21 protein-coding genes are annotated in these 20379 nt (G+C 73.3%); 8 read left to right on the top strand and 13 right to left on the bottom strand.

Annotated features, from left to right (window positions below; all coding sequences use genetic code 11):
- Positions 1-73: 73 nt before the first annotated feature.
- The 3 genes from pepN to ABTY04_RS06685 form a co-directional block, all read right to left on the bottom strand.
- The gene (gene pepN / locus ABTY04_RS06695; protein ID WP_352212237.1) at positions 74-2575 is read right to left on the bottom strand and encodes an aminopeptidase N; all 2502 of its coding nucleotides are present in this window, start codon (positions 2573-2575) and stop codon (positions 74-76) included.
- A 36-nt stretch (positions 2576-2611) separates the two neighbouring features.
- Positions 2612-2950, bottom strand: a complete 339-nt coding sequence (locus ABTY04_RS06690; protein ID WP_352212236.1) for a chorismate mutase — start codon at positions 2948-2950, stop codon at positions 2612-2614.
- A gap of 480 nt (positions 2951-3430) precedes the next feature.
- Positions 3431-4249, bottom strand: a complete 819-nt coding sequence (locus ABTY04_RS06685; RefSeq protein WP_502996567.1) for a serine protease — start codon at positions 4247-4249, stop codon at positions 3431-3433.
- A gap of 86 nt (positions 4250-4335) precedes the next feature.
- On the opposite strand from ABTY04_RS06685, the gene ABTY04_RS06680 reads away from it, so the two are divergent.
- Positions 4336-5232, top strand: a complete 897-nt coding sequence (locus ABTY04_RS06680) for a hypothetical protein (RefSeq protein ID WP_352212234.1) — start codon at positions 4336-4338, stop codon at positions 5230-5232.
- 343 nt (positions 5233-5575) lie between these two features.
- On the opposite strand, the gene ABTY04_RS06675 is transcribed toward ABTY04_RS06680, so the two are convergent.
- Complete coding sequence (locus tag ABTY04_RS06675) at positions 5576-6484, bottom strand: SDR family oxidoreductase (protein ID WP_352212233.1); 909 nt, start codon at positions 6482-6484, stop codon at positions 5576-5578.
- A gap of 1 nt (position 6485) precedes the next feature.
- On the bottom strand, positions 6486-7250 hold the full coding sequence (locus ABTY04_RS06670) for an SDR family oxidoreductase (protein ID WP_352212232.1): 765 nt from the start codon (positions 7248-7250) through the stop codon (positions 6486-6488).
- Between the two features lie 56 nt (positions 7251-7306).
- Here ABTY04_RS06670 and ABTY04_RS06665 point away from each other — a divergent pair, with 56 nt between their 5' ends.
- The 5 genes from ABTY04_RS06665 to ABTY04_RS06645 are packed head-to-tail and all read left to right on the top strand — an operon-like array spanning position 7307 to position 11698.
- Entirely contained in the window at positions 7307-8062 is a 756-nt protein-coding gene (locus ABTY04_RS06665; protein ID WP_352212231.1) for an enoyl-CoA hydratase family protein, read from the top strand.
- Positions 8059-8910 carry a CoA transferase subunit A gene (locus ABTY04_RS06660; RefSeq protein ID WP_352212230.1) on the top strand — a complete coding sequence of 284 codons (852 nt, stop codon included), beginning with the start codon at positions 8059-8061 and terminating at the stop codon, positions 8908-8910. The genes ABTY04_RS06665 and ABTY04_RS06660 overlap by 4 nt, the downstream gene beginning before the upstream one ends.
- A complete protein-coding gene (locus ABTY04_RS06655) occupies positions 8907-9656 on the top strand; it encodes a CoA-transferase subunit beta (RefSeq protein WP_352212229.1) in 750 nt (249 codons plus the stop codon). Before ABTY04_RS06660 ends, ABTY04_RS06655 begins: the two co-directional genes overlap by 4 nt.
- A 4-nt stretch (positions 9657-9660) precedes the next feature.
- Entirely contained in the window at positions 9661-10737 is a 1077-nt protein-coding gene (locus ABTY04_RS06650; RefSeq protein WP_352212228.1) for an NAD(P)H-dependent flavin oxidoreductase, read from the top strand.
- A gap of 31 nt (positions 10738-10768) precedes the next feature.
- Complete coding sequence (locus tag ABTY04_RS06645) at positions 10769-11698, top strand: tyrosine-protein phosphatase (protein ID WP_352212227.1); 930 nt, start codon at positions 10769-10771, stop codon at positions 11696-11698.
- 108 nt (positions 11699-11806) lie between these two features.
- Here the strand turns inward: ABTY04_RS06645 and ABTY04_RS06640 are convergent, their stop codons facing one another.
- From ABTY04_RS06640 to ABTY04_RS06620, 5 genes are all read right to left on the bottom strand, one after another.
- Entirely contained in the window at positions 11807-13486 is a 1680-nt protein-coding gene (locus ABTY04_RS06640; RefSeq protein ID WP_352212226.1) for a DEAD/DEAH box helicase, read from the bottom strand.
- 101 nt (positions 13487-13587) lie between these two features.
- Entirely contained in the window at positions 13588-13791 is a 204-nt protein-coding gene (locus ABTY04_RS06635) for a cold-shock protein (RefSeq protein ID WP_030028954.1), read from the bottom strand.
- Positions 13792-13982: 191 nt separating this feature from the next.
- Positions 13983-15140, bottom strand: coding sequence for an acetyl-CoA C-acetyltransferase (locus ABTY04_RS06630; protein WP_352212225.1), 1158 nt, complete (start codon positions 15138-15140; stop codon positions 13983-13985).
- A 23-nt stretch (positions 15141-15163) separates the two neighbouring features.
- Complete coding sequence (locus tag ABTY04_RS06625; RefSeq protein WP_352212224.1) at positions 15164-15799, bottom strand: TetR/AcrR family transcriptional regulator; 636 nt, start codon at positions 15797-15799, stop codon at positions 15164-15166.
- A gap of 15 nt (positions 15800-15814) precedes the next feature.
- On the bottom strand, positions 15815-16600 hold the full coding sequence (locus ABTY04_RS06620; RefSeq protein WP_352212223.1) for an SDR family oxidoreductase: 786 nt from the start codon (positions 16598-16600) through the stop codon (positions 15815-15817).
- An 80-nt stretch (positions 16601-16680) separates the two neighbouring features.
- Between ABTY04_RS06620 and ABTY04_RS06615 the strand changes: the two genes are divergently transcribed.
- On the top strand, positions 16681-17826 hold the full coding sequence (locus tag ABTY04_RS06615) for an acyl-CoA dehydrogenase family protein (RefSeq protein ID WP_352212222.1): 1146 nt from the start codon (positions 16681-16683) through the stop codon (positions 17824-17826).
- Positions 17826-18839 (top strand): acyl-CoA dehydrogenase family protein, encoded by a 1014-nt coding sequence (locus ABTY04_RS06610; RefSeq protein ID WP_352212221.1) that lies wholly within the window; start codon positions 17826-17828, stop codon positions 18837-18839. Before ABTY04_RS06615 ends, ABTY04_RS06610 begins: the two co-directional genes overlap by 1 nt.
- On the opposite strand, the gene ABTY04_RS06605 is transcribed toward ABTY04_RS06610, so the two are convergent.
- From ABTY04_RS06605 to ABTY04_RS06595, 3 genes are all read right to left on the bottom strand, one after another.
- Positions 18821-19204, bottom strand: a complete 384-nt coding sequence (locus tag ABTY04_RS06605) for a YrdB family protein (protein WP_352212220.1) — start codon at positions 19202-19204, stop codon at positions 18821-18823. The genes ABTY04_RS06610 and ABTY04_RS06605 overlap by 19 nt on opposite strands.
- On the bottom strand, positions 19201-19941 hold the full coding sequence (locus ABTY04_RS06600; RefSeq protein ID WP_352212219.1) for a class I SAM-dependent methyltransferase: 741 nt from the start codon (positions 19939-19941) through the stop codon (positions 19201-19203). The genes ABTY04_RS06605 and ABTY04_RS06600 overlap by 4 nt, the downstream gene beginning before the upstream one ends.
- A gap of 73 nt (positions 19942-20014) precedes the next feature.
- Positions 20015-20368, bottom strand: coding sequence for a hypothetical protein (locus tag ABTY04_RS06595; protein WP_352212218.1), 354 nt, complete (start codon positions 20366-20368; stop codon positions 20015-20017).
- Between the last annotated feature and the right edge of the window lie 11 nt (positions 20369-20379).

Genomic DNA, 20379 nt, shown 5'->3' with positions numbered 1-20379 from the left:
TGGGCACGCTGCTGGGACGGGGCGCGGGTGGCCGCCGGCCCCGGCCGTGGCGGCGGGGCCGGCGGCCGGGGGGTCAGGCGGAGCGGACGCGCAGGGCGCGCGCGAGGTCGTCGAGCTGGTCGACGAGCTTGCGGCGCAGGCCGGGGACGATGGCGGAGTCGGCGAGGGCGGTGTGGCCGGCCTGGAGGCTGTCCTCGTCCACGGCGTGTCCGGGGAAGGCGTAGCGGCCTGCGGCTTCGGCGATGGCGGGGCCGCGGCGGGCGCCGAGGGCGATGGCTTCGGTGTAGTAGCGCGCCACGTACTCCCGTACGAGGTCGGCCTGTTCGGGCTGCCAGAAGCCTTGCGCGGTGGCGCTGAAGAGGTAGTTGGAGAGGGAGTCGTCGTGGAAGAGGCGCTCCCAGGCGGCTGCCTTGGCCTCGGTGGTGGGGAGGGCGGCGCGGCAGCGGGCGGCGCCTTCCTCGCCGGTGGCGCTGGGGTCGGCGGCGAGGGCGGCGTCGATCTCGCGTTCTCCGACGGCGCCGAGGACGCTGAGGCGGGCGAGGATGCGCCAGCGCAGCTCGGGGTCGAGTTCGGGGCCGCCGGGGACGGTGTCGTCCTCGAACCAGGCGGCGAGGGTGTCGGGCTGGGTGGCGGCGTCGACGAGGGCGCGTACGGCGGCGAGCCGCAGGCCGGGGTCGGAGCCGTCCTCGGTGCGCCGCAGCAGGGCGCGTGCGATGGAGGTGAGGGTGGCGAGGGCTTCGGTGCGGTGTTCGGGGGCGAGGTAGCGGTCGGCGATGTGGTGGCGGGCGAAGGCGAGGACGCCCTGGACGATGGCCAGGTCGGCTTCGGCGGGCAGGTGTGCGTCGGCGGTGGCCAGGTAGGCGGCGGGTTCCAGTTCGCCGTCGCGGACCATGTCGCGCAGGGAGTTCCAGACGACGGCCCGGGTGAGGGGGTCGGGGATGGCGGAGAGGTCGCGCAGGGCGGTCTCGACGGAGGTGTCGTCGAGGCGGACCTTGGCGTAGCCGAAGTCGCCGTCGTTGAGTACGAGGAGGGCCGGGCGGGGGCCGCTGACGGAGACGATCTCGTCGGAGGGGACGTCGACGGTGAGGAGTTCGCGCGGTTCGAGGATGTTGTCGGGGTCGCGGTCGTAGAGGCCGACGGCGATGTGGTGGGGGCGGGTGCCCTGGCGGTCGACGGTGAGGGTCCAGCCTCCGTGGTTCTCTTCGATGCGGGGGGTGAGGGTGTCGATGCCGGTGGTGCGCAGCCAGATGTCCGCCCAGGCGTGGACGTCGCGGTCGGTGTGGGCGGCGAGGGAGTCGACGAAGTCGGCGAGTGAGGCGTTGGCGAACTTGTGGCGGGTGAAGTGGGTGTTGATGCCGGCGAGGAAGTCCTTCTCGCCGAGCCAGGCGACGAGTTGGCGCAGGGCGGAGGCGCCCTTGGCGTAGGAGATGCCGTCGAAGTTGAGGAGGGCGCTGGCGGTGTCGGGGACGGCGTCGGGGTCGGGGGCGACGGGGTGGGTGGTGGGCCGCTGGTCGGCGTCGTAGCCCCAGGACTTGCGGGTGACGCCGAATTCGGTCCAGGTGCCGGTGAAGCGGGTGGCTTCGGTGAGGGTCTGGTACCCCATGTACTCGGCGAAGGACTCGTTCAGCCAGATGTCGTCCCACCAGCGGAGGGTGACGAGGTCGCCGAACCACATGTGGGCCATTTCGTGGGCGATGACCATGGCGCGGGTCTGGCGTTCGGTGTCGGTGACGGCGGAGCGGAAGACGAATTCGTCGCGGAAGGTGACCAGGCCGGGGTTCTCCATGGCGCCGGCGTTGAATTCGGGGACGAAGGCCTGGTCGTAGGAGTCGAAGGGGTAGGGCTCGGAGAACTTCTGGTGGTAGCGGTCGTAGCAGTCGGTGGTGATGGAGAGGATTTCCTCGGCGTCGGTGTCGAGGTGGGGGGCGAGGGACTGGCGGCAGTGGATGCCGAAGGGGAGTCCGGCGTGCTCGGTGCGGATGCTGTGCCAGGGGCCGGCGGCGACTGCGGCGAGGTAGGTGGAGATGACGGGGGTGGGGGCGGACTTCCAGATCCCGGCGCCGTCGGTGTCGCGGTCGCCGACGCGCTCGGTGATGCCGTTGGCGAGGACGGTCCAGTGGGCGGGGGCGGTGACGGTGAACTCGAAGACGGCCTTGAGGTCGGGCTGGTCGAAGGCCGGGAAGACGCGCTGGATGTCGTCCATGAACATCTGGGTGTAGACGTACGCCTCGCCGTCCGCGGGGTCGGTGAAGCGGTGCAGGCCTTCGCCGGTGCGGGAGTAGCGCATGCGGGTGGCGATGCGCAGCTCGTGGGGGCCTTCGCCGAGGCCGGTGAGGGGGAGGCGGTTTCCGGCGAGGGTAGCGGGGTCGAGGGGGTTGCCGTCGAGTTCGGCGGAGTGCAGTTCGTCCGGTTTCAGCTCGACGAAGGTGTCCGCGGTGGTGCGGGCGGTGAAGCGGATGACGGTGGTGGATTCGAAGGTGTCGTCGCCGCCGGTGAGGTCGAGGGTGACGGCGTAGTGCTGGACGTCGAGGAGCCGGGCTCGGAGCTGCGCTTCGTTGCGCGTCAGTGCGGACATGGGGCCCATGCTGCCCGAAGGGTGGGCCCCGGCCGTCTACTCTTCGCCCGCAGCGATCGTCTCGTGGTGGCGGATGACCTCGGCGATGATGAAGTTGAGGAGCTTCTCGGCGAAGGCGGGGTCGAGTTTGGCGTTCTCGGCGAGCTGGCGGAGCCGGGCGATCTGGCTGGCCTCGCGGGTCGGGTCGGCGGGGGGCAGCTGGTGTCTGGCCTTGAGGTGGCCGACCTGCTGGGTGCACTTGAAGCGCTCGGCGAGCATGTGGACCACGGCGGCGTCGATGTTGTCGATGCTGTCGCGCAGGCGGGCCAGCTCGGCGGTGACGGTCTCGTCGATGGGGCCGGTGGCGGCGGCTTCGTCGGGGGCGCTGTTGTTCATGGTTCCCGAGAATACGTGGCGGTCGGGTGCGGGTCTTCGGTGAGTCGGTCCGTGAGACGGGCGGCGGCGGTCGGAGCGGGGGCCGGGCGGGCGGGGCTGTGACCGGCCGTTCTTCGTCGGGGGTGGGTCCGGCGGTGCGGGGGGCTCGGGGTGGGCCTGCGTGCGGACCGCTGCGCGGGCCTCCGTGCGGGCCGTCTCAACCGGTACGGCCGGGGCTGCGTCTTCCAGGGGGAGGCGGATGCTCCCGCGGTGAGCGCCGTGTGGACGTACGCGTCGAGGCCGAAGGTGGTGACGATGACGGTGTGCGGGCCGTCCCGGCCGGTGGTCGCCCTGTGCCGCCCGCCCCGCCGGCGCCTGCGGGGGGCGGGGGCGGTGGTGCTGTGGCCCCGCGGGTCTGCGGCCGGCCGTGGGTACGCACACGGCAGGGAGCCCCGTCCTTCCGGCCCTGGTGCGCCGGGCCGGAGGGGCGGGGCGAGGGGGTCAGAGGCCGGCCGCCGCCGTCTTGATCGCGTCGGCGAAGGTGGAGACCTCGGTGTAGACGCCGGGGTAGCCGGCGCGGGCGCAGCCTTCGCCCCAGCTGACTATGCCGACCTGGATCCAGGCTCCGCCGTTGTCGCGGCGGAACATGGGGCCGCCGGAGTCGCCCTGGCAGGTGTCGACGCCGCCTTCGTCGAAGCCGGCGCAGATCTCCTCGCCGGGGACGAGGGAGCTGCCGTAGGCGCTCTGGCAGTCGGCGTCGGAGACGAAGGGGACGGTGGCCTTCATGAGGTAGCGCTGCTGGCCGCCGCCTTCGCGGGTGGCGCCCCAGCCGGCGACGGTGAAGGTGCCGTTGTCGAAGGCCTTGGTGTCGGCGATTTTGAGGGTGGGCTGGTTGATGGGCTTGGCGAGCTTGATGAGGGCCCAGTCCTTGCCGGAGCCGTTGTAGCCGGGGGCCTGGAGGACCTTGGTGGACTTGACCTTGACGGCGCTGGAGCTGTTGAGGTCGACGGCTCCGGCGGTGGCGGTGATGGAGGTGTTGTTGCCGGAGCCGCTGACGCAGTGGGCTGCGGTGAGGACGATCTGCTGGGTGTAGAGGGCGCCGCCGCAGCCCATGGAGAGGCGGACCATGAAGGGGAACTCGCCCTGCGCCGCGCGGGTGCCGCCGACGACGGGGGCCTGGGAGGCGTTGGCGGCGCCGGGCTGGAGGCTGACGGCGGCGAGGGCCACCGCGCCGACGGCGAGGGTGCGCTTGAGGAGTGCGGCAAGGGTGGACACAGTCGACACACTGCCTTTCGTGGGGGGTTGGGCCGTGCGCGTCATCGGGTGAATGACACGTACATGTCACACCCGTGGTCCGCCGGGCATCAAGGACGCGTTTTCGGACAATGTGCGGCGCGGGGGGCGGCATGACGAAGAACGGGAGCCCCGGCAGGCGCGGCAGCCCGATCGAGCACGGATCTCCCCATCTCGACACCGTCCGCGCCGCGATCACCGCACTGTTCCGGCGGCTCTCGTACGACGGGATCCTGGCCTACGGCACGAGCTTCGCCCCCGCCGACGCCGCCTTCACCGACGCCGACGACCTCCACCTCGGGGCGCACCGCGTGGCCTCGGCGGTCGTGCGCGCCCTGCGGCTGCCCGACGCCCGGATGGTGGTCTCCTTCCGGGCGATGGAGGAGGCGGCCACCGTGGAACTGGCCGCGGGGCCCGAGTACTTCATCGAGGTCAACGACCGCTTCCGCACCCACCGCCGCGACCTGGCGGCCGCCCTGGCGCACGAGGTCACACACGTCCTGCTGCACCGGCTGGACCTGGGCTTCCCCACGACCGCCGACAACGAGATCCTCACCGACACCGCCGCCGCCTACCTGGGGGCCGGCTGGCTGCTCCTCGACGCCTACCGCGAGGACGAGCTCACCCACCAGAAGCTCGGCTACCTCACCCCCGAGGAGTTCGGCTACGTCCTCGCCCGGCGCGCCCTCCTGCTCGGCGAGGACCTGTCGGCCTGGTTCACCAGCCCCCAGGCGTACGAGGCATACGTGCGCGGCCGCGCGCTCGCCGGCCGGGAGCTGCGCCGGGCTCCGCTGGCGGCCGCGGACCGGGCGCAGCGGCGCCGCTACGCCCGGGACCGGCGGGCGGGCGCCGCCGCGCCGGGGGCCTCGTACCGGTTCGAGCAGCACCCGGCCGGGACGCGGGTGAGCTTTCCGTGCCCGGTGTGCGGGCAGCGGCTGCGGCTGCCGGTCCGCGGGCCGGTGCGGGCCCGCTGCGGGCTGTGCCGCACGGTGCTGGACTGCGACACCTGACCGGGTTCGGGGCCCGGGTCCCGGGTCACGGGGTCCCTGGCGCGGGCGCGGGCGGGGGCGGGGCGGAGAACATGTCGGGGCCGCTGCGGTTCGGCACGGGGAAGAAGTGGGTAGTGATACCTCATCGCACGAATGAAGGACCCGGTCCCGACCCCTCGCCAGGGGGCCGGGGCCGTTCCCTGTTCCGGGCCCTCCAGGACCTCACGCGGCCGCCGGCCCGGCGGCCGGTGCCGGGTCGGGGGACACCGCGGTGCGCGGCAGGGCGAGGCAGAGCACGGCCGCGGTGGCCGGCCCCGCACCTCGGACCCGGCAGCAGCCGGGGAGGTGCGGGGCCGGGGCCCGGTTACTGGGTGCCGTAGACCGGCTGGGGGGGTTCCGAGGCGGCGAGGAGTTTCGTCGCGGCCTCGCCCGCCCCGGCCGGGGTCCAGCGGGCTCCGCGGTCCGCCGTCGGGCCCGGGCGCCAGCCCTCCATCACCGTGATCCGGCCGCCCTCGGCCTCGAAGACCCGGCCCGTGACCCCCGCCGAGGCGTCCGAGCCCAGCCACACCACCAGCGGCGACACGTTCTCTGGGGCCATCGCGTCGAAGGCGCCCGCGCCCGGGTCCGCCATCGTCTCCGCGAACGTCCGCTCCGTCATCCGCGTCCGCGCCGCCGGGGCGATCGCGTTGACCTGGACCCCGTACCGGCCCATCTCCGCCGCCGCGACCAGCGTCATCCCGAGGATGCCGGCCTTGGCCGCGCTGTAGTTGCCCTGCCCGACCGAGCCCAGCAGGCCCGCCCCCGAGGAGGTGTTGACCACCCGCGCCGCCACCGTCCGGCCCGCCTTCGCCTCCGCCCGCCAGTGCGCCGCCGCGTACTTCAGCGGCAGGAAATGCCCCTTCAGGTGCACCCGCATCACCGCGTCCCAGTCCGCCTCCTCCAGGTTCACCAGCATCCGGTCGCGCAGGAATCCGGCGTTGTTGACCAGTGTGTCCAGCCGGCCGAACGCCGACAGGGCCGCCCCCACCAGGGAGGACGCGCCCTCCGGCGACGCGATGTCCTTGCCGTGCGCCACCGCCTGACCGCCCAGCGCCCGGATCTCCGCGACCACCTGTCCGGCCGGGCTGTCCTCCCCCGGCTGCCCGTCCAGCCCCACCCCCAGGTCGTTGACCACGACGTTCGCCCCCTCCGCCGCGAAGGCCAGCGCGTGGGCCCGGCCCAGCCCCCGTCCCGCACCCGTCACGATGACCACACGACCCTCGGCCAGTCCCATCTCAGCTCCCCTTGTTGACAGTTGCCGCATCCAGAAACGCCGGGCGCTCCCCGCCCCCGTGAACGAGCAGGCTCGCCCCGCTGACATACCCCGCCCGGCCGGAGGCCAGAAACACCGCCGCCGCCCCGACGTCCGCGGGTTCCGCCAGCCTCCCCAGCGGAACCGTCGCGCCCACGGCCGCGACCCCCGCCTCGTCCCCGTAGTGCAGGTGCGCCAGCTCGGTCCGCACCATGCCCAGGACGAGCGAGTTCACCCGTACCTCGGGGGCCCATTCCACGGCCATGGACCGGGCCAGGTTCTCCAGCCCGGCCTTCGCCGCCCCGTACGCGGCCGTCCCGGGCGAGGGCCGGGTCCCGCTGACGCTGCCGATCATCACGACGGAGCCGTGCGCCTCGCGCAGGTGCGGATACGCAGCCAGCGCGGCCGTCATCGGCGCCACCAGGTTCAGTTCGACGACCCGCGCGTGCCGCTCCGCCTCGCCCTCCCCCAGCAGCCGGTACGGGGTCCCGCCCGCGTTGTTCACGAGGCAGTCGAGCCGCCCGTGGCGGAGGCCGACCCCCTCGAAGAACTCCCGCACTGCGGCCGGATCGCGCAGGTCCAGCGCGGCGTACGAGGCCGTGCGCCCTTGCACGGCGACCGGTTCGAGCGGCGGCCTGCGGGCGCAGACGACGACCTCCGCGCCCGCTTCGAGGAACGACCGGGCGATGCCGGCGCCGACGCCGCGGGTTCCGCCGGTGACGACCACAACCCTCCCGTCCAGCTCCATGGGCTGCTACCTTCCTCACCTAACAAATGTTTGGTGGAAAGGTAGCTGATCCTCTCATGGGTGTCTCCACCTCAAGCCCCGGCAAGGGCATCGCACTGGTCACGGTCGACTTCCCGCCCGTCAACGCGCTTCCGGTGCAGGGCTGGTACGACCTCGCCGACGCAGTGCGCGCCGCCGGCCGCGACCCCGGGACCCGGTGCGTCGTCCTGGCCGCCGAGGGTCGCGGCTTCAACGCCGGCGTCGACATCAAGGAGATGCAGCGCGACACCGGCCACACCGCCCTCATCGGCGCCAACCGCGGCTGCTCCGAGGCCTTCGCCGCCGTGTACGAGTGCGAGGTTCCGGTCGTCGCGGCCGTGCACGGGTTCTGCCTGGGCGGCGGCATCGGCCTCGCCGGCAACGCCGATGCGATCGTGGCGAGCGAGGACGCGTCCTTCGGGCTCCCCGAGCTCGACCGGGGGGCGCTCGGCGCCGCCACCCACCTGGCCCGACTGGTCCCCCAGCACCTGATGCGCACCCTCTACTACACCTCCCGTACCGCCACCGCCGCCGAACTGCACGCGCACGGCTCGGTCTGGAAGGTGGTCCCGCGCGCGGAGCTGCGGGCGGCGGCACTCGCACTGGCCGCCGAGATCGCGCAGAAGGACGGCTCCCTGATCCGGCTGGCCAAGGCCGCCATCAACGGCATCGACCCCGTGGACGTGCGGCGCAGCTACCGCTTCGAGCAGGGCTTCACCTTCGAGGCCAACCTCAGCGGGGTCGCCGACCGGGTCCGCGACACCTTCGGGAAGGGACAGGGGGACACCGCATGACGGACAAGAGCATGACGCCCGACGAGGTGGCCGGGCAGCTGCGCAGCGGCATGACCCTGGGCATCGGCGGCTGGGGCTCGCGGCGCAAGCCCATGGCCCTGGTGCGGGCACTGCTCCGCTCCGAGATCACCGATCTCACCGTGGTCTCGTACGGCGGCCCCGACGTCGGCCTGCTCGCGGCGGCGGGCCGGATCCGCAGGCTCGTCGCCCCCTTCGCCACCCTGGACTCCATCCCGCTGGAGCCGCATTTCCGAGCCGCCCGCGAGAGCGGCGCATTCACCCTCACCGAGCTCGACGAGGCCATGTTCATGTGGGGCCTGCACGCCGCCGCCAACCGGCTCCCCTTCCTCCCCGTCCGCGCCGGCCTCGGCTCCGACGTGATGCGGGTCAATCCGGAGCTGCGGACCGTCACCTCGCCCTACGCCGACGGCGAGGAGCTCGTGGCCGTCCCCGCCCTGCGCATGGACGCCGCCCTGGTCCACCTCAACCGCGCCGACCGCCTCGGCAACGCCCAGTACCTGGGACCGGACCCGTACTTCGACGACCTGTTCTGCGAGGCCGCCGACGCCGCGTACGTCTCCTGCGAGCAGCTCGTGGAGACGGCCGGCCTCTCCAAGGCCGGGCCCCCGCAGTCCCTGCTGGTCAGCAGGCACTCCGTCACCGGTGTCGTCGAGACCCCGAACGGCGCGCACTTCACCTCCTGCGCCCCCGACTACGGGCGCGACGAGGCCTTCCAGAAGCTGTACGCGAGTACCCCCTGGCCCGAGTTCCGCGCCCGCTTCCTCTCCGGCGGCAGCGAGCACGCCTACCAGTCCGCCGTCCAGGCCTGGCACGAGGAGCAGCATTGAGCACAGCGACGGCCGCGTCCCGCGCGGAGTACTGCGTGATCGCCTGCGCCGAGGCATGGCGCGGTGACGGCGAGGTGCTCGCCAGCCCGATGGGCCTGATCCCCTCCTTCGGGGCCCGGCTGGCGAAGCGGACCTTCTCCCCCGGCCTGCTGCTGACCGACGGCGAAGCCATGCTCGTCGGCCTGGACGGCGAGACCGAGGGCTGGCTCCCGTACCGCCGCCACCTCACGATGGTCACCGGCGGGCGGCGGCACGTGATGATGGGCGCGAGCCAGATCGACCGGTTCGGCAACCAGAACATCTCCTGCATCGGTGACTGGGCCCGGCCGGCCCGCCAGCTCCTCGGGGTGCGCGGGGCACCCGTCAACACCCTGAACAACCCGGTCAGTTACTGGGTTCCGAAGCACTCCCCGCGGGTGTTCGTCGAGCGGGTCGACATGGTGAGCGGGGTCGGGTACGACCGGGCCGAGGCGGCCGGGGTGACCCGCTTCCACCGGCTCCCGCGGGTGGTCAGCGATCTCGGCGTCTTCGATTTCGGCGGGCCGGACCACTCGATGCGCCTGGCCTCCCTCCACCCGGGTGTGAGCGTCGAACAGGTCCGGGCGGCCACCGGGTTCGGCCTGGCGGTGGACTCCGCCGACGGCGAGGCCGCCGCGTACACGCGGGAGCCGAGCGCCGAGGAGCTGCGGCTGATCCGCGAGGTGATCGACCCGGAGGGGCTGCGCGACCGGGAAGTGCGGGTCTGAAGCGATGGAGACGGCATTCACCAGGCTGGTCGGTGTCGAGCACCCGATCGTTCAGACGGGCATGGGCTGGGTGGCCGGTCCCCGGCTGGTCTCGGGCGCCGCCGGCGCGGGCGCCCTGGGCATCCTGGCCTCGGCGACGATGGGCGTGGACCAGCTGCGTGCGGCGGTCCACGAGGTCAAGTCCCGTACGGACGCCCCGTTCGGGGTCAATCTCCGTGCGGACGCCGCGGACGCCGCCGAGCGGGTCCGGCTGATCATCGACGAGGGCGTACGGGTCGCCTCGTTCGCGCTCGCGCCGTCCCGGGAGCTGATCGCCCGGCTCAAGGACGCGGGTGTGGTGGTGATCCCGTCGGTCGGCGCCCGGCGGCACGCCGAGAAGGTCGCGGCCTGGGGGGCCGACGCGGTGATCGTGCAGGGCGGCGAGGGCGGCGGGCACACCGGGGACGTGGCCACGACGGTGCTGCTGCCCCAGGTGGTCGACGCGGTGGACATCCCGGTGGTCGCGGCGGGCGGCTTCCACGACGGACGCGGCCTGGTCGCCGCCCTGTCGTACGGGGCCGCGGGCATCGCGATGGGCACCCGCTTCCTGCTGACGTCGGACTCCACCGTCCCCGACGCGGTCAAGGCCCGGTACCTGGCGGCCGGTGTCAAGGACGTCACCGTCACGACGGCCGTGGACGGACTGCCCCACCGGATGCTCCGCAGCGAGCTGGTCGCGTCCCTGGAGCGGGCGGGCCGCACCCAGGCCCTGGTCCGGGCGGTCCGCCACGCGGCCGCGTTCCGCAGGCTCTCCGGCCTGTCCTGGCCGCAGATGGTGCGCGACGGCCTCGCGATGAAGCACGGCAAGGACCTGTCCTGGAGCCAGGTCCTGCTCGCCGCGAACACCCCCATGCTCCTCAAGGCGTCCATGGTCGAGGGCCGTACGGATCTCGGCGTCATGGCATCGGGCCAGGTCGCGGGCGTGATCGAGGATCTTCCGTCCTGTGCGGAGCTCGTCTCCCGCGTCATGGCCGAGGCACACACCGTGCTGGCACGACTGGAACACCTGCACTCGCTCGACGCCCTGCCACCACCAGGGTGATCCCCCTTCTCCCTCACAGGAGTCGCCACAGATGAGCCGTGCCCGAACCCGCCTGGTGACCGCGGTACTCGCTTCCGCTCTCGCCATCGGCACCCTGCCCGCCGCCTCCGCGTACGCCGCGCCGGCGGCGGGTGCCACCTCCTCCCACCGGTACCGCCAGCAGGCGGAAACGATTCACCAGATCCCTCTCCAGGGCGCGGTCAACGTCCGCGACCTGGGCGGTTACCGCACCTGGACCGGCGGTCAGGTCCGCCAGGGGCTGGTCTACCGCTCGGATGCGCTCGGCAAGCTGACCCCGGCGGACACCACCGCCGTCTCCGGTCTCGGCCTCACGAGGGTCGTCGACTTCCGGATTCCCCTGGAGCTCCAGTACGACGGCGCTGACCGGCTGCCCGCGGGGCTCACCCCCACCTCCCGCCCGGTCAGCGACCTCGGCCTGTACGGGACCCTCCTCGGCGTGATCTCCAGCGGCGACCCCGCCCGGCAGGAGCAGATGCTCGGAGGCGGCCGCGCCGAGGCCTACATGCGCGACATCTACCGCACGTTCGTGACCAGCCCCGAGAACCGGGCGCAGTTCGCGGCCACCCTGCGGGAGATCGCGGACGGCAGGCAGGGACCGCTCCTGTTCCACTGCACCTCGGGCAAGGACCGGACGGGCTGGATGAGTTACGTCCTGCTGCGCGCCCTGGCCGTCCCCGAGGACGCGGCCGCGCGCGACTACCTCGCGTCGAACACCTTCCGCGCCGCGTACGACGCGCAGGTGCGGGCGGGCCTGAAGCAGTCCGGGCGGATGCAGAACCCGGACCTGCTGATCCCGCTCCAGGAGGTCCGCCAGGACTACCTGGACGCGGCGACCTCGCAACTGGCCGCGGACTACGGCGGTTTCTACGGCTACCTCACGGACGGGCTCGGACTGGACCTGCCCACGCTCGCGAAGCTCCAGACCAAGCTGGTCCGCTGACCGCTGACCGCTGACCGCTGACCGCCGGCCACCGGCCGTCGCGGAACGCGAAGGAGCCGGGCGGCGCATCCTGCGCCGCCCGGCTCCTTCGTACGTGTCCCGCCCAGGTCAGACCGCGCGGCGGCGGCCCTGGCCGCCGCTGCCGACGCGGCTGCGCGCGGAGGCCGCGGCCGCGCCGCCGGAGGCACCGCCCCCGATGCGTCGGCCCTGGCCGGCGGAACCGGCGCCGGAGCCGCCCTGAGCGCCCTGGCCGCGCCGGGACTGGCCCGATCCGGAGGCCGCGGGGGCCTGCCCGGACGCGCCGGTGCCGGTCCGGCGGCCGCGGCCGCCGCCCGCCGGGGCGCCGCCCGTGGCGGAGCCGGTGCGCGGGCCGCCCGAACGGCGGCGCGAGCCCGAGCCGCCGCCCGAGCCGGAGCGCGGCTTGGCCGGAGCCTGCTGCGGCACCTCCAGCACCACCGGGATGCCCGAGGGCTCCTTGGCGCCGGTGAGCCGGGACAGCTCCTCGTCGGAGGACTTGATCTGCATGGTGCGCGGGGAGATCCCGGCGTCCGACATGAGGCGGGTCATGTCCCGCTTCTGGTCGGGCAGCACGAGGGTGACCACGCTGCCGGACTCGCCGGCGCGGGCGGTACGGCCGCCGCGGTGCAGGTAGTCCTTGTGGTCGGTGGGCGGGTCGATGTTGACGACCAGGTCGAGGTCGTCGATGTGGATGCCGCGTGCGGCCACGTTGGTGGCGATGAGCGCGGTGACCTCGCCCGTCTTGAACCAGTCCAGGGTGCGGTTGCGCTGCGGCTGCGAGCGGCCGCCGTGCAGGCCGGAGGCGCGGACGCCCTCCGCCAGGAGCTTCTTGACCAGGCGGTCGACACCGCGCTTGGTGTCCACGAACATGATCACCCGGCCGTCGCGTGCGGCTATGCGCGTCGCCACGGCCTTCTTGTCGGTCTCGTCCATGACGTACAGGACGTGGTGCTCCATGGTGGTGACCGCGCCGGCCGACGGGTCGACGGAGTGGCCGACCGGGTCGTGCAGGAACATCTTGACGAGCTTGTCGATGTTCTTGTCGAGGGTCGCCGAGAACAGCATGGTCTGGCCCTCGGGCTCGACCTGCTTGAGCAGCGCGGTGACCTGCGGCATGAAGCCCATGTCGGTCATCTGGTCGGCCTCGTCGAGGACGGTGACGGCGACCTGCGAGAGGTCGGCGTCACCGCGGTCGATGAGGTCCTTCAGGCGGCCGGGGGTGGCGACGAGCACCTCGGCGCCGCGGCGCAGGGCGCCGGACTGCCGGTTGATCGACATGCCGCCGACGACGGTCGCGATGCGCAGGTTGACGGCCGTGGCGTACGGGGCCAGGGCGTCGGTGACCTGCTGCGCGAGCTCGCGGGTCGGTACGAGGACCAGCGCGAGCGGCTGCTTCGGCTGCGCGCGGCGGCCGGCGGTGCGGGCCAGCAGCGCGAGGCCGAAGGCCAGCGTCTTGCCGGAGCCGGTGCGGCCGCGGCCGAGCAGGTCACGGCCGGCGAGCGAGTTCGGCAGCGTCGCGGCCTGGATCGGGAACGGCTCGGTGACGCCCTGGGCGGCGAGGGTCTTCAGCAGCGCCTCGGGCATGTCCATGTCCTCGAACGCGGCCACCGGCGGCAGGGCCGGGGTCAGCGGTTCGGGCATGGTGAATTCCTGGGGCCGGGCGACGGGGGCGGACTTCTGCCGTCCCGCGCCAGCCTTCGGACGCCCCTGGGCCGCACCTCGACCCCGGGTGGGGCGGCGGCTGGGTCGTGCGGAGCTGGAGCTGGTCATGCGAGAAAGCCCTCCTGAAACCGGCAGGTAAAACAAAGGTCGAGACAGCAGACAAGCCGGGGCCCGCACCTCGCGGTGCGGACCCCGGCATGCTGAAGAACTTAGGCGGGGATGATGTTCTCCGCCTGGGGGCCCTTCTGGCCCTGGGTGACGTCGAAGGACACGCGCTGGCCCTCGGTGAGCTCACGGAAGCCCTGGGTGGCGATGTTCGAGTAGTGGGCGAAGACGTCCGGGCCGCCGCCGTCCTGCTCGATGAAGCCGAAGCCCTTTTCCGAGTTGAACCACTTCACGGTGCCAAGTGCCATTTTGAATCTCCTGAATAGGCGGCAAAGGGCCCCATCCGGAGAGTCCGGCAAAACAATAAAAGCGCCTGCGGAGCATTCCCGTCAGGCGCACATAAAGTTCATGGGTACCACAACTGCAACGCTCCTAAAGCTAGCACACCTCGGCGCGGGCCGGGGGCGGAGCCCCCGGCGGCGGCACCGGGGGCGCAGGACTACAGCCGCTCGATGATGGTCACGTTGGCCTGGCCGCCGCCCTCGCACATCGTCTGGAGGCCGAACCGGCCGCCCGTGCGCTCCAGTTCGTGGAGCAGCGTGGTCATCAGCTTCACCCCCGTGGCACCCAGCGGGTGGCCCAGGGCGATGGCCCCGCCGTTGACGTTCACCCGATCGGGGTCGGCGCCGGTCTCCTTCAGCCAGGCCAGGACGACGGGGGCGAACGCCTCGTTGATCTCCACCAGGTCGATGTCGGCCATCGACATGCCGGTCTTCTTCAGGGCGTGCGCCGTCGCCGGGATCGGCGCCGACAACATGCGGATCGGGTCCTCGCCCCGCACCGACAGGTGGTGGATTCGCGCCCTGGGTGTCAGGCCGTGCTCCTCCACCGCCCGCTCGGAGGCGATCAGCATCGCCGCCGCGCCGTCCGAGACCTGGGAGGAGACGGCCGCGGTGATGGTGCCGCCCTCCATCACCGGCTTCAGGGCCGCCATCTTCTCCAGCGAGGTGTCCCGGCGAGGGCCCTCGTCGACCGCCACGTACCGGTACGGCACGATCTCCCGCTCGAAACGCCCCTCGTCGATCGCCCGCAGCGCCCGCCGGTGGGACCGCAGGGCGAACTCCTCCATGTCGCGGCGCGTGATCCCCCACTTCTGCGCGATCAGCTCGGCTCCGTGGAACTGGTTCACCGGCGCGTCCCCGTAGCGGTCCCGCCAGCCCTCGCTGCCCGCGTACGGGCCTTCCGTGAGGCCGAGCGGCTCCGCCGCCTGCCGGGAGGCGAAGGCGATCGGGATCATCGACATGTTCTGGGTGCCGCCCGCGACGACCAGGTCCTGGGTCCCGGAGAGCACGCCCTGCGCCGCGAAGTGGACGGCCTGCTGCGAGGACCCGCACTGGCGGTCCACCGTCACCCCGGGCACCTCCTCGGGCAGGCCGGACGCCAGCCACGCCGTCCGCGCGATGTCCCCGGCCTGCGGGCCCACCGTGTCGAGGCAGCCGAACACCACGTCCTCCACGGCGGCCGGGTCCACCCCGGACCGCTCGACGAGCGCCTTCAGGACGTGTGCGCCCAGGTCGGCCGGGTGGACGGCGGACAGGCCGCCTCCTCTGCGCCCCACGGGGGTGCGTACCGCGTCGACTATGTAGGCCTCGGGCATCGGGACTCCTCTGATCGGTCGGGTCAGCTGCGTACGGCGATCCCGTCCAGCACCATCGACAGGTACTGCCGGGCGATCTCCTCGGGGCTGTGCTGTCCTCCCGGCCGGTACCAGGACGCCGCCACCCACACCGTGTCGCGGACGAAGCGGTAGGTGAGGCGGATGTCGAGGTCGGCCCGGAAGACCTTGGCGGCGACCCCGCGCTCCAGCGTCCCCAGCCAGGCGTTCTCGAACTTCACCTGCGAGTCGGACAGGTAGTGGAAGCGGGGCTGCGCGGACAGGTGCCGGGACTCCTTCTGGTAGATCGCGACGGCGGCGCGGTGCCGGTCGATCTCCCGGAAGGACTCGGTGACGAGGGCCTCGATGGTCTCCCTGGGGCCGAGGCCGGCGGCGAGGACGGTGTCGTACCCCTCCCACAGCTCGGTCAGGAAGGCCGAGAGGATCTCGTCGAGCATCGATTCCTTGGAATCGAAGTGGTAGTAGAGGCTGCCGGCGAGCATGCCGGCGGCGTCGGCGATCTTGCGGACGGTGGTGGCGTTGTAGCCCTGCGCGGCGAAGACCTCGGCGGCGGTGTCGAGGAGCTCGCGCCGGCGCTCGGGCGAGGCCGTCACCTGGGGCTTCTTCTTGGCTGTCGGCCGGGTCGGCTGGTTCGTTGGCACGCGCCCATTCTCGGCCTATGCGCGCTGGCTGCTGACCGGGACGGTCTCGCCCGTCATGTACGACGCGTAGCCGCTGGCCAGGAACACGATGACGTTGGCGACCTCCCACGGCTCGGCGTACCGGCCGAAGGCCTCGCGGGCCGTCAGGTCGCGCAGCAGTTCCTCGCTGGTGACCTTCACCAGGTGCGGGTGCATGGCCAGGCTCGGGGCGACCGCGTTGACCCGTACGCCGAACTCGGCCGCCTCCAGCGCCGCGCAGCGGGTCAGGGCCATCACCCCGGCTTTGGCGGCGGCGTAGTGGGCCTGGCCGGTCTGGGCGCGCCAGCCGACGACGGAGGCGTTGTTGACGACGACCCCGCGCCCGGTGCCGGCCGCCTTGAAGGAGCGCAGGGCGGCGCGGGTGCAGCGGAAGGTGCCGTTCAGGGTGACGTCGAGGACCTTGCCCCATTGTTCGTCGGTCATGTCGACGAGGGCGGTGGTGCCGCCGAGGCCGGCGTTGTTGACGACGACGTCCAGGGCTCCGTGGGTTTCCTCGGCCAGCGCGAACAGGGCCCTGACCTGGCCCTCGTCGGTGACGTCGCACGGCAGGGAGGTGACGCGGCCGGCGCCGAACTCGGCGGCTAGGGCTTCTTCGGTCTCCTTCAGGCGGCGGGCGTGCGCGTCGCCGATGACGATGCGGGCGCCCTCCTCCAGGAAGCGGCGGGCGGTGGCTCCGCCGATCCCGGCCCCGGCTGCGGCGGTGATGACGGCGCTGCGGCCTTCCAGCAGGCGGTGGCCGGCCACGTAGCGGGGCTCGTTCATGCGCACTCCTCGACGCTGGTCATGGCCGTACGCTAACCTACCAAACACTTGTTAGGGAAGCGTGGAGGGGCGGGCACCCGATGGATCTGACCCATGCACCGGAGGTGGCGGCCTTCCGGGCCGAGGCCCGGGCCTGGCTGGCCCGGCACGTGCCCGCGTCCCCCCTCCCCTCCCTGGAGACGGCGGAGGGCTTCGCGGCGCACCGCGCGTGGGAGGCCCGCCTCCACGCGGACCGCTGGTCGGCGGTGTCCTGGCCCGAGGAGTACGGAGGCCGGGGCGCCGACATCGAGCGGTGGCTGGTCTTCGAGGAGGAGTACTGGGCGGCGGGCGCGCCCGGCCGGGTCTCCCAGAACGGCATCAGCCTCCTCGCGCCGACCCTCTTCGACCACGGGACGCCCGAGCAGCGGGCCCGGGTGCTGCCGCCGATGGCGAGCGGCGAGGTGATCTGGGCGCAGGCCTGGTCGGAGCCGGAGTCGGGCTCCGACCTGGCCTCGCTGACGTCGCGGGCGGTGCGCGCCGGGGGCGGCTGGCTGCTGTCGGGGCAGAAGACCTGGTCCTCGCGGGCGGCTTTCGCGGACCGGGCCTTCGGGATCTTCCGTACGGATCCGGGGGCCGCGAAACCGCACCAGGGCCTGACGTACCTGATGTTCGACCTGCGGGCGCCGGGGGTGACGGTGCGGCCCATCGGCCGGCTGGACGGGAAGCCCGCCTTCGCCGAGCTCTTCCTCGACGAGGTCTTCGTACCGGACGCGGACGTGATCGGGGAGCCGGGACAGGGCTGGCGGATCGCCATGTCGACGACGGGCAACGAGCGCGGGCTGACGCTGCGCTCGCCGGGGCGGTTCCTTGCGGCGGCGGACCGGCTGGTCGCCCTGTGGCGGGCGGCCGGGGACCCGGCGGACACTGCGCTGCGCGACCGGGTGGCGGACGCGGTGGTCGGGGCGCGCGCGTACGAGCTGTTCACGTGGGCGGGTGCCGCGCGGTTCGCGGCGGGTGAGGCGATCGGCGCCGAGTCCAGCCTGAACAAGGTGTTCTGGTCGCAGTACGACATCGCCCTGCACGAGACGGCGCTGGACCTGCTGGGCGCGGACGCGGAGCTGGCGGAGGGCGCGTGGGCGGAGCCCTGGATCTTCTCGCTGGCCGGGCCGATCTACGCGGGCACGAACGAGATCCAGCGCGACATCATCGCCGAGCGTCTGCTCGGCCTCCCGAAGGGCCGCCGCTGATGCGCTTCCTGCCGACCGCCGAACAGTCGGACTTCGCCCGTACGCTGCACGGCCTGCTCGGCGCCTCGGACGTCCCGGCGGCCGTACGGGCCTGGGGCGCCGGGGACCACGGACCGGGGCGGGCGGTGTGGTCGCGGCTCGCGGGGACGGGCCTGTTCGCGCTCGCGGCGGACGAGGCGTACGGCGACCTGGGAGGGCTGGGGCTGCTGCCGGCGGAACTGGCCGTCGGTTTCGTGGAGCTGGGCCGGGCGGGGATGCCGGGCCCGGTGGTGGAGACGGCCGCGGCGGCCGTGCTCCTGTCGGCGCTCGGGGAGGCCGGGGAGGAGGGGCCGGCGAAACGCTTCCTGCCGGGGCTGGTGGCGGGCGGGGCCCTGGCCACGCTGACGCTGCCCGGCGGGGGTCCGTACGCCCTCGACGCGGACGCGGCGGCGCACTGCTTCACGGTGTCGGCGGCGGGCGAGCTCCGCGTCGCGAGTGGCTCCGCGGGCGGGGAGGGCGGGCTGCTGCGGTCCACGGACCCGGCGCGCCGGCTGTACCCGCCCGCGGCGGACGGGGAGTTGCTGGCCGCCGGCCCCCGGGTCCTGGCGGCGGCGGGCACGGCCCTGACGTGGGCGCGGCTGCTGACGGCGGCCCAGTGCCTGGGGGTGGGCGAGGCCCTGCTGGCCCGCACGGTGGAGTACGCGAAGCAGCGCACGCAGTTCGGCACGCCGATCGGCGGCTTCCAGGCGGTCAAGCACCGGCTGGCGGACACGCTGCTGGCCCTCGAATTCGCGCGGCCGCTGGTGTGGGCGGCGGCGCTGGGCCCGGCACCGTGGGAGGCCGCGGCGGCGAAGCTGGCCGCGGGCGAGGCGGCGTACGCGGCGGCCATGACGGCGCTGCAGCTCCACGGGGCCGTCGGCTACACGGAAGAGCTCGACCTGTCCCTGTGGCTGCGCAAGGCCCGGCCGCTGCGCGATGCGTGGGGGTCGCCGGCGGCGTGCCGGACGGCGGTGCTTCAGGAACGGGAGTGGTAGCCGGGGCGGTAGCGAAGGCGGTAGTACGTGGCGAGAGCGGTGTTCACCAGGACGATTCCGGCGAACCAGAGGCTCCCTGCCCGCTGCCCGAGCGCGAGGAGCGCGAGGGCGGCGGCGCCGAACACCAGCGCCTTCACCGCGAGCTGCGCGGCGAGCGGGACGGCGAAGCGGGCCTTGGGCGCGGCGAACGCCCCCCACAGCACGGCGGCGGCGAGCGGCGCGGCCACGGCGAGCCAGAGCCCGGTGGTGGAGCCCCACCAGGTGAGGGCGCCGAAGGCCACCAGCTCCAGTACGAGGGCGAGGCCCTCGTTGGCCAGGAGGAACGGGCGCGCGGCGGGGTGTCCCGCTCCGGGCTGCCGGCTCATATGACGGCCACGCTGAGGGTGACGACGTAGCGCTCCTCGACCGTCCCGTCGGGGAACAGGGCGGTCAGCCGGGCCCGTTCCGCGTCCAGGAACTCCCGGGTGCCGGCCGGGCCGAGCATCAGGAAGGCGGAGTGGCTGGCGTGGTTGGCGAGGTGGACGTCGAGCGGGATCCGGCGCGACCAGCGCACTTCGCGGGTGGTGAAGTCCAACCGGGCGGGCAGGCCGCGGAAGGTGGCCCCGTCGGCGTTGAACAGGGCCCGGATCCGCTCGTCCTGCTCGGCGATCCACGGGACCGCGGGGTCCATGTCGTTCCACCAGAGCGCGAGCGCACCGCCGGGGCGCAGCACGCGCCGGGCCTCGGGGACGGAGCGGGCGGGGTCGGTCCAGTGCCAGGCCTGGGCGTACGTGAGGAGGTCGAACCCGGCGGTGACGAGCGGCAGCCGGTCGCCGTCCCCGCGTACGAGCGGGATCCGGGGGTTCGTGCGCAGGAACTCGGCGGCCATGCCGTCGCCGGGCTCGACGGCGACGACGTCCGCCCCGCGGGCGTGCAGCAGCCCGGTGGCGATCCCGGTCCCGGCCCCCACGTCGGCGACCCTGGCCCCCCGCAGCGGCCGCCCGGCCAGCACCTCAAGGGCGTCGAACAGCTCCTCCGGATACCCGGGCCGGTTCGCCGAGTACAGCGGGGCGGCGGTGTCGAAGGACCGGGCGCGGATGCGGGGCGGCAATGTGGACGTCATACCGCCATTGTTTTCGATCTCCGCCCCGCGGTGAAGGGTTTTTCCGCCGACGGCCGGGCGGGGCGGCCCCGGCTCAGCGGAACTCGCGGACCACTTCGATCCGGCCCACGATGTGCGCGTTGAACTCGTCCAGCTCCTCCGCCGGCACCCACAGCTCCAGGATCGTCTCCCCGCCCGCCTGCCTGACCGGGTACCGGGCCAGGAACCCGGTGTCGACCTCGAAGCGCGTCACGAATCCCGCGCCGCTGTGCTTGACGTTCCAGTCGCGGGCGATGCGGATCGCGTAGTCCTCGTTCAGGACGGGGTAGAAGATCGGCTGCTCCGGCAGCCTCGGCGGCCAGCCCCGCCAGTCGAGCGCGCGGACGAGGTCGAGCTCCACCGGGCCGGTCGGGCGCCAGAGGGTGGTCGTGGGCCTGGTCGTGTTCATGGGGATGGACC

The sequence above is a fragment of the Streptomyces sp. NPDC097981 genome, assembly GCF_040302565.1.
GTDB lineage: Bacteria > Actinomycetota > Actinomycetes > Streptomycetales > Streptomycetaceae > Streptomyces.
This window is presented reverse-complemented; position numbering and strand designations above follow the sequence as displayed.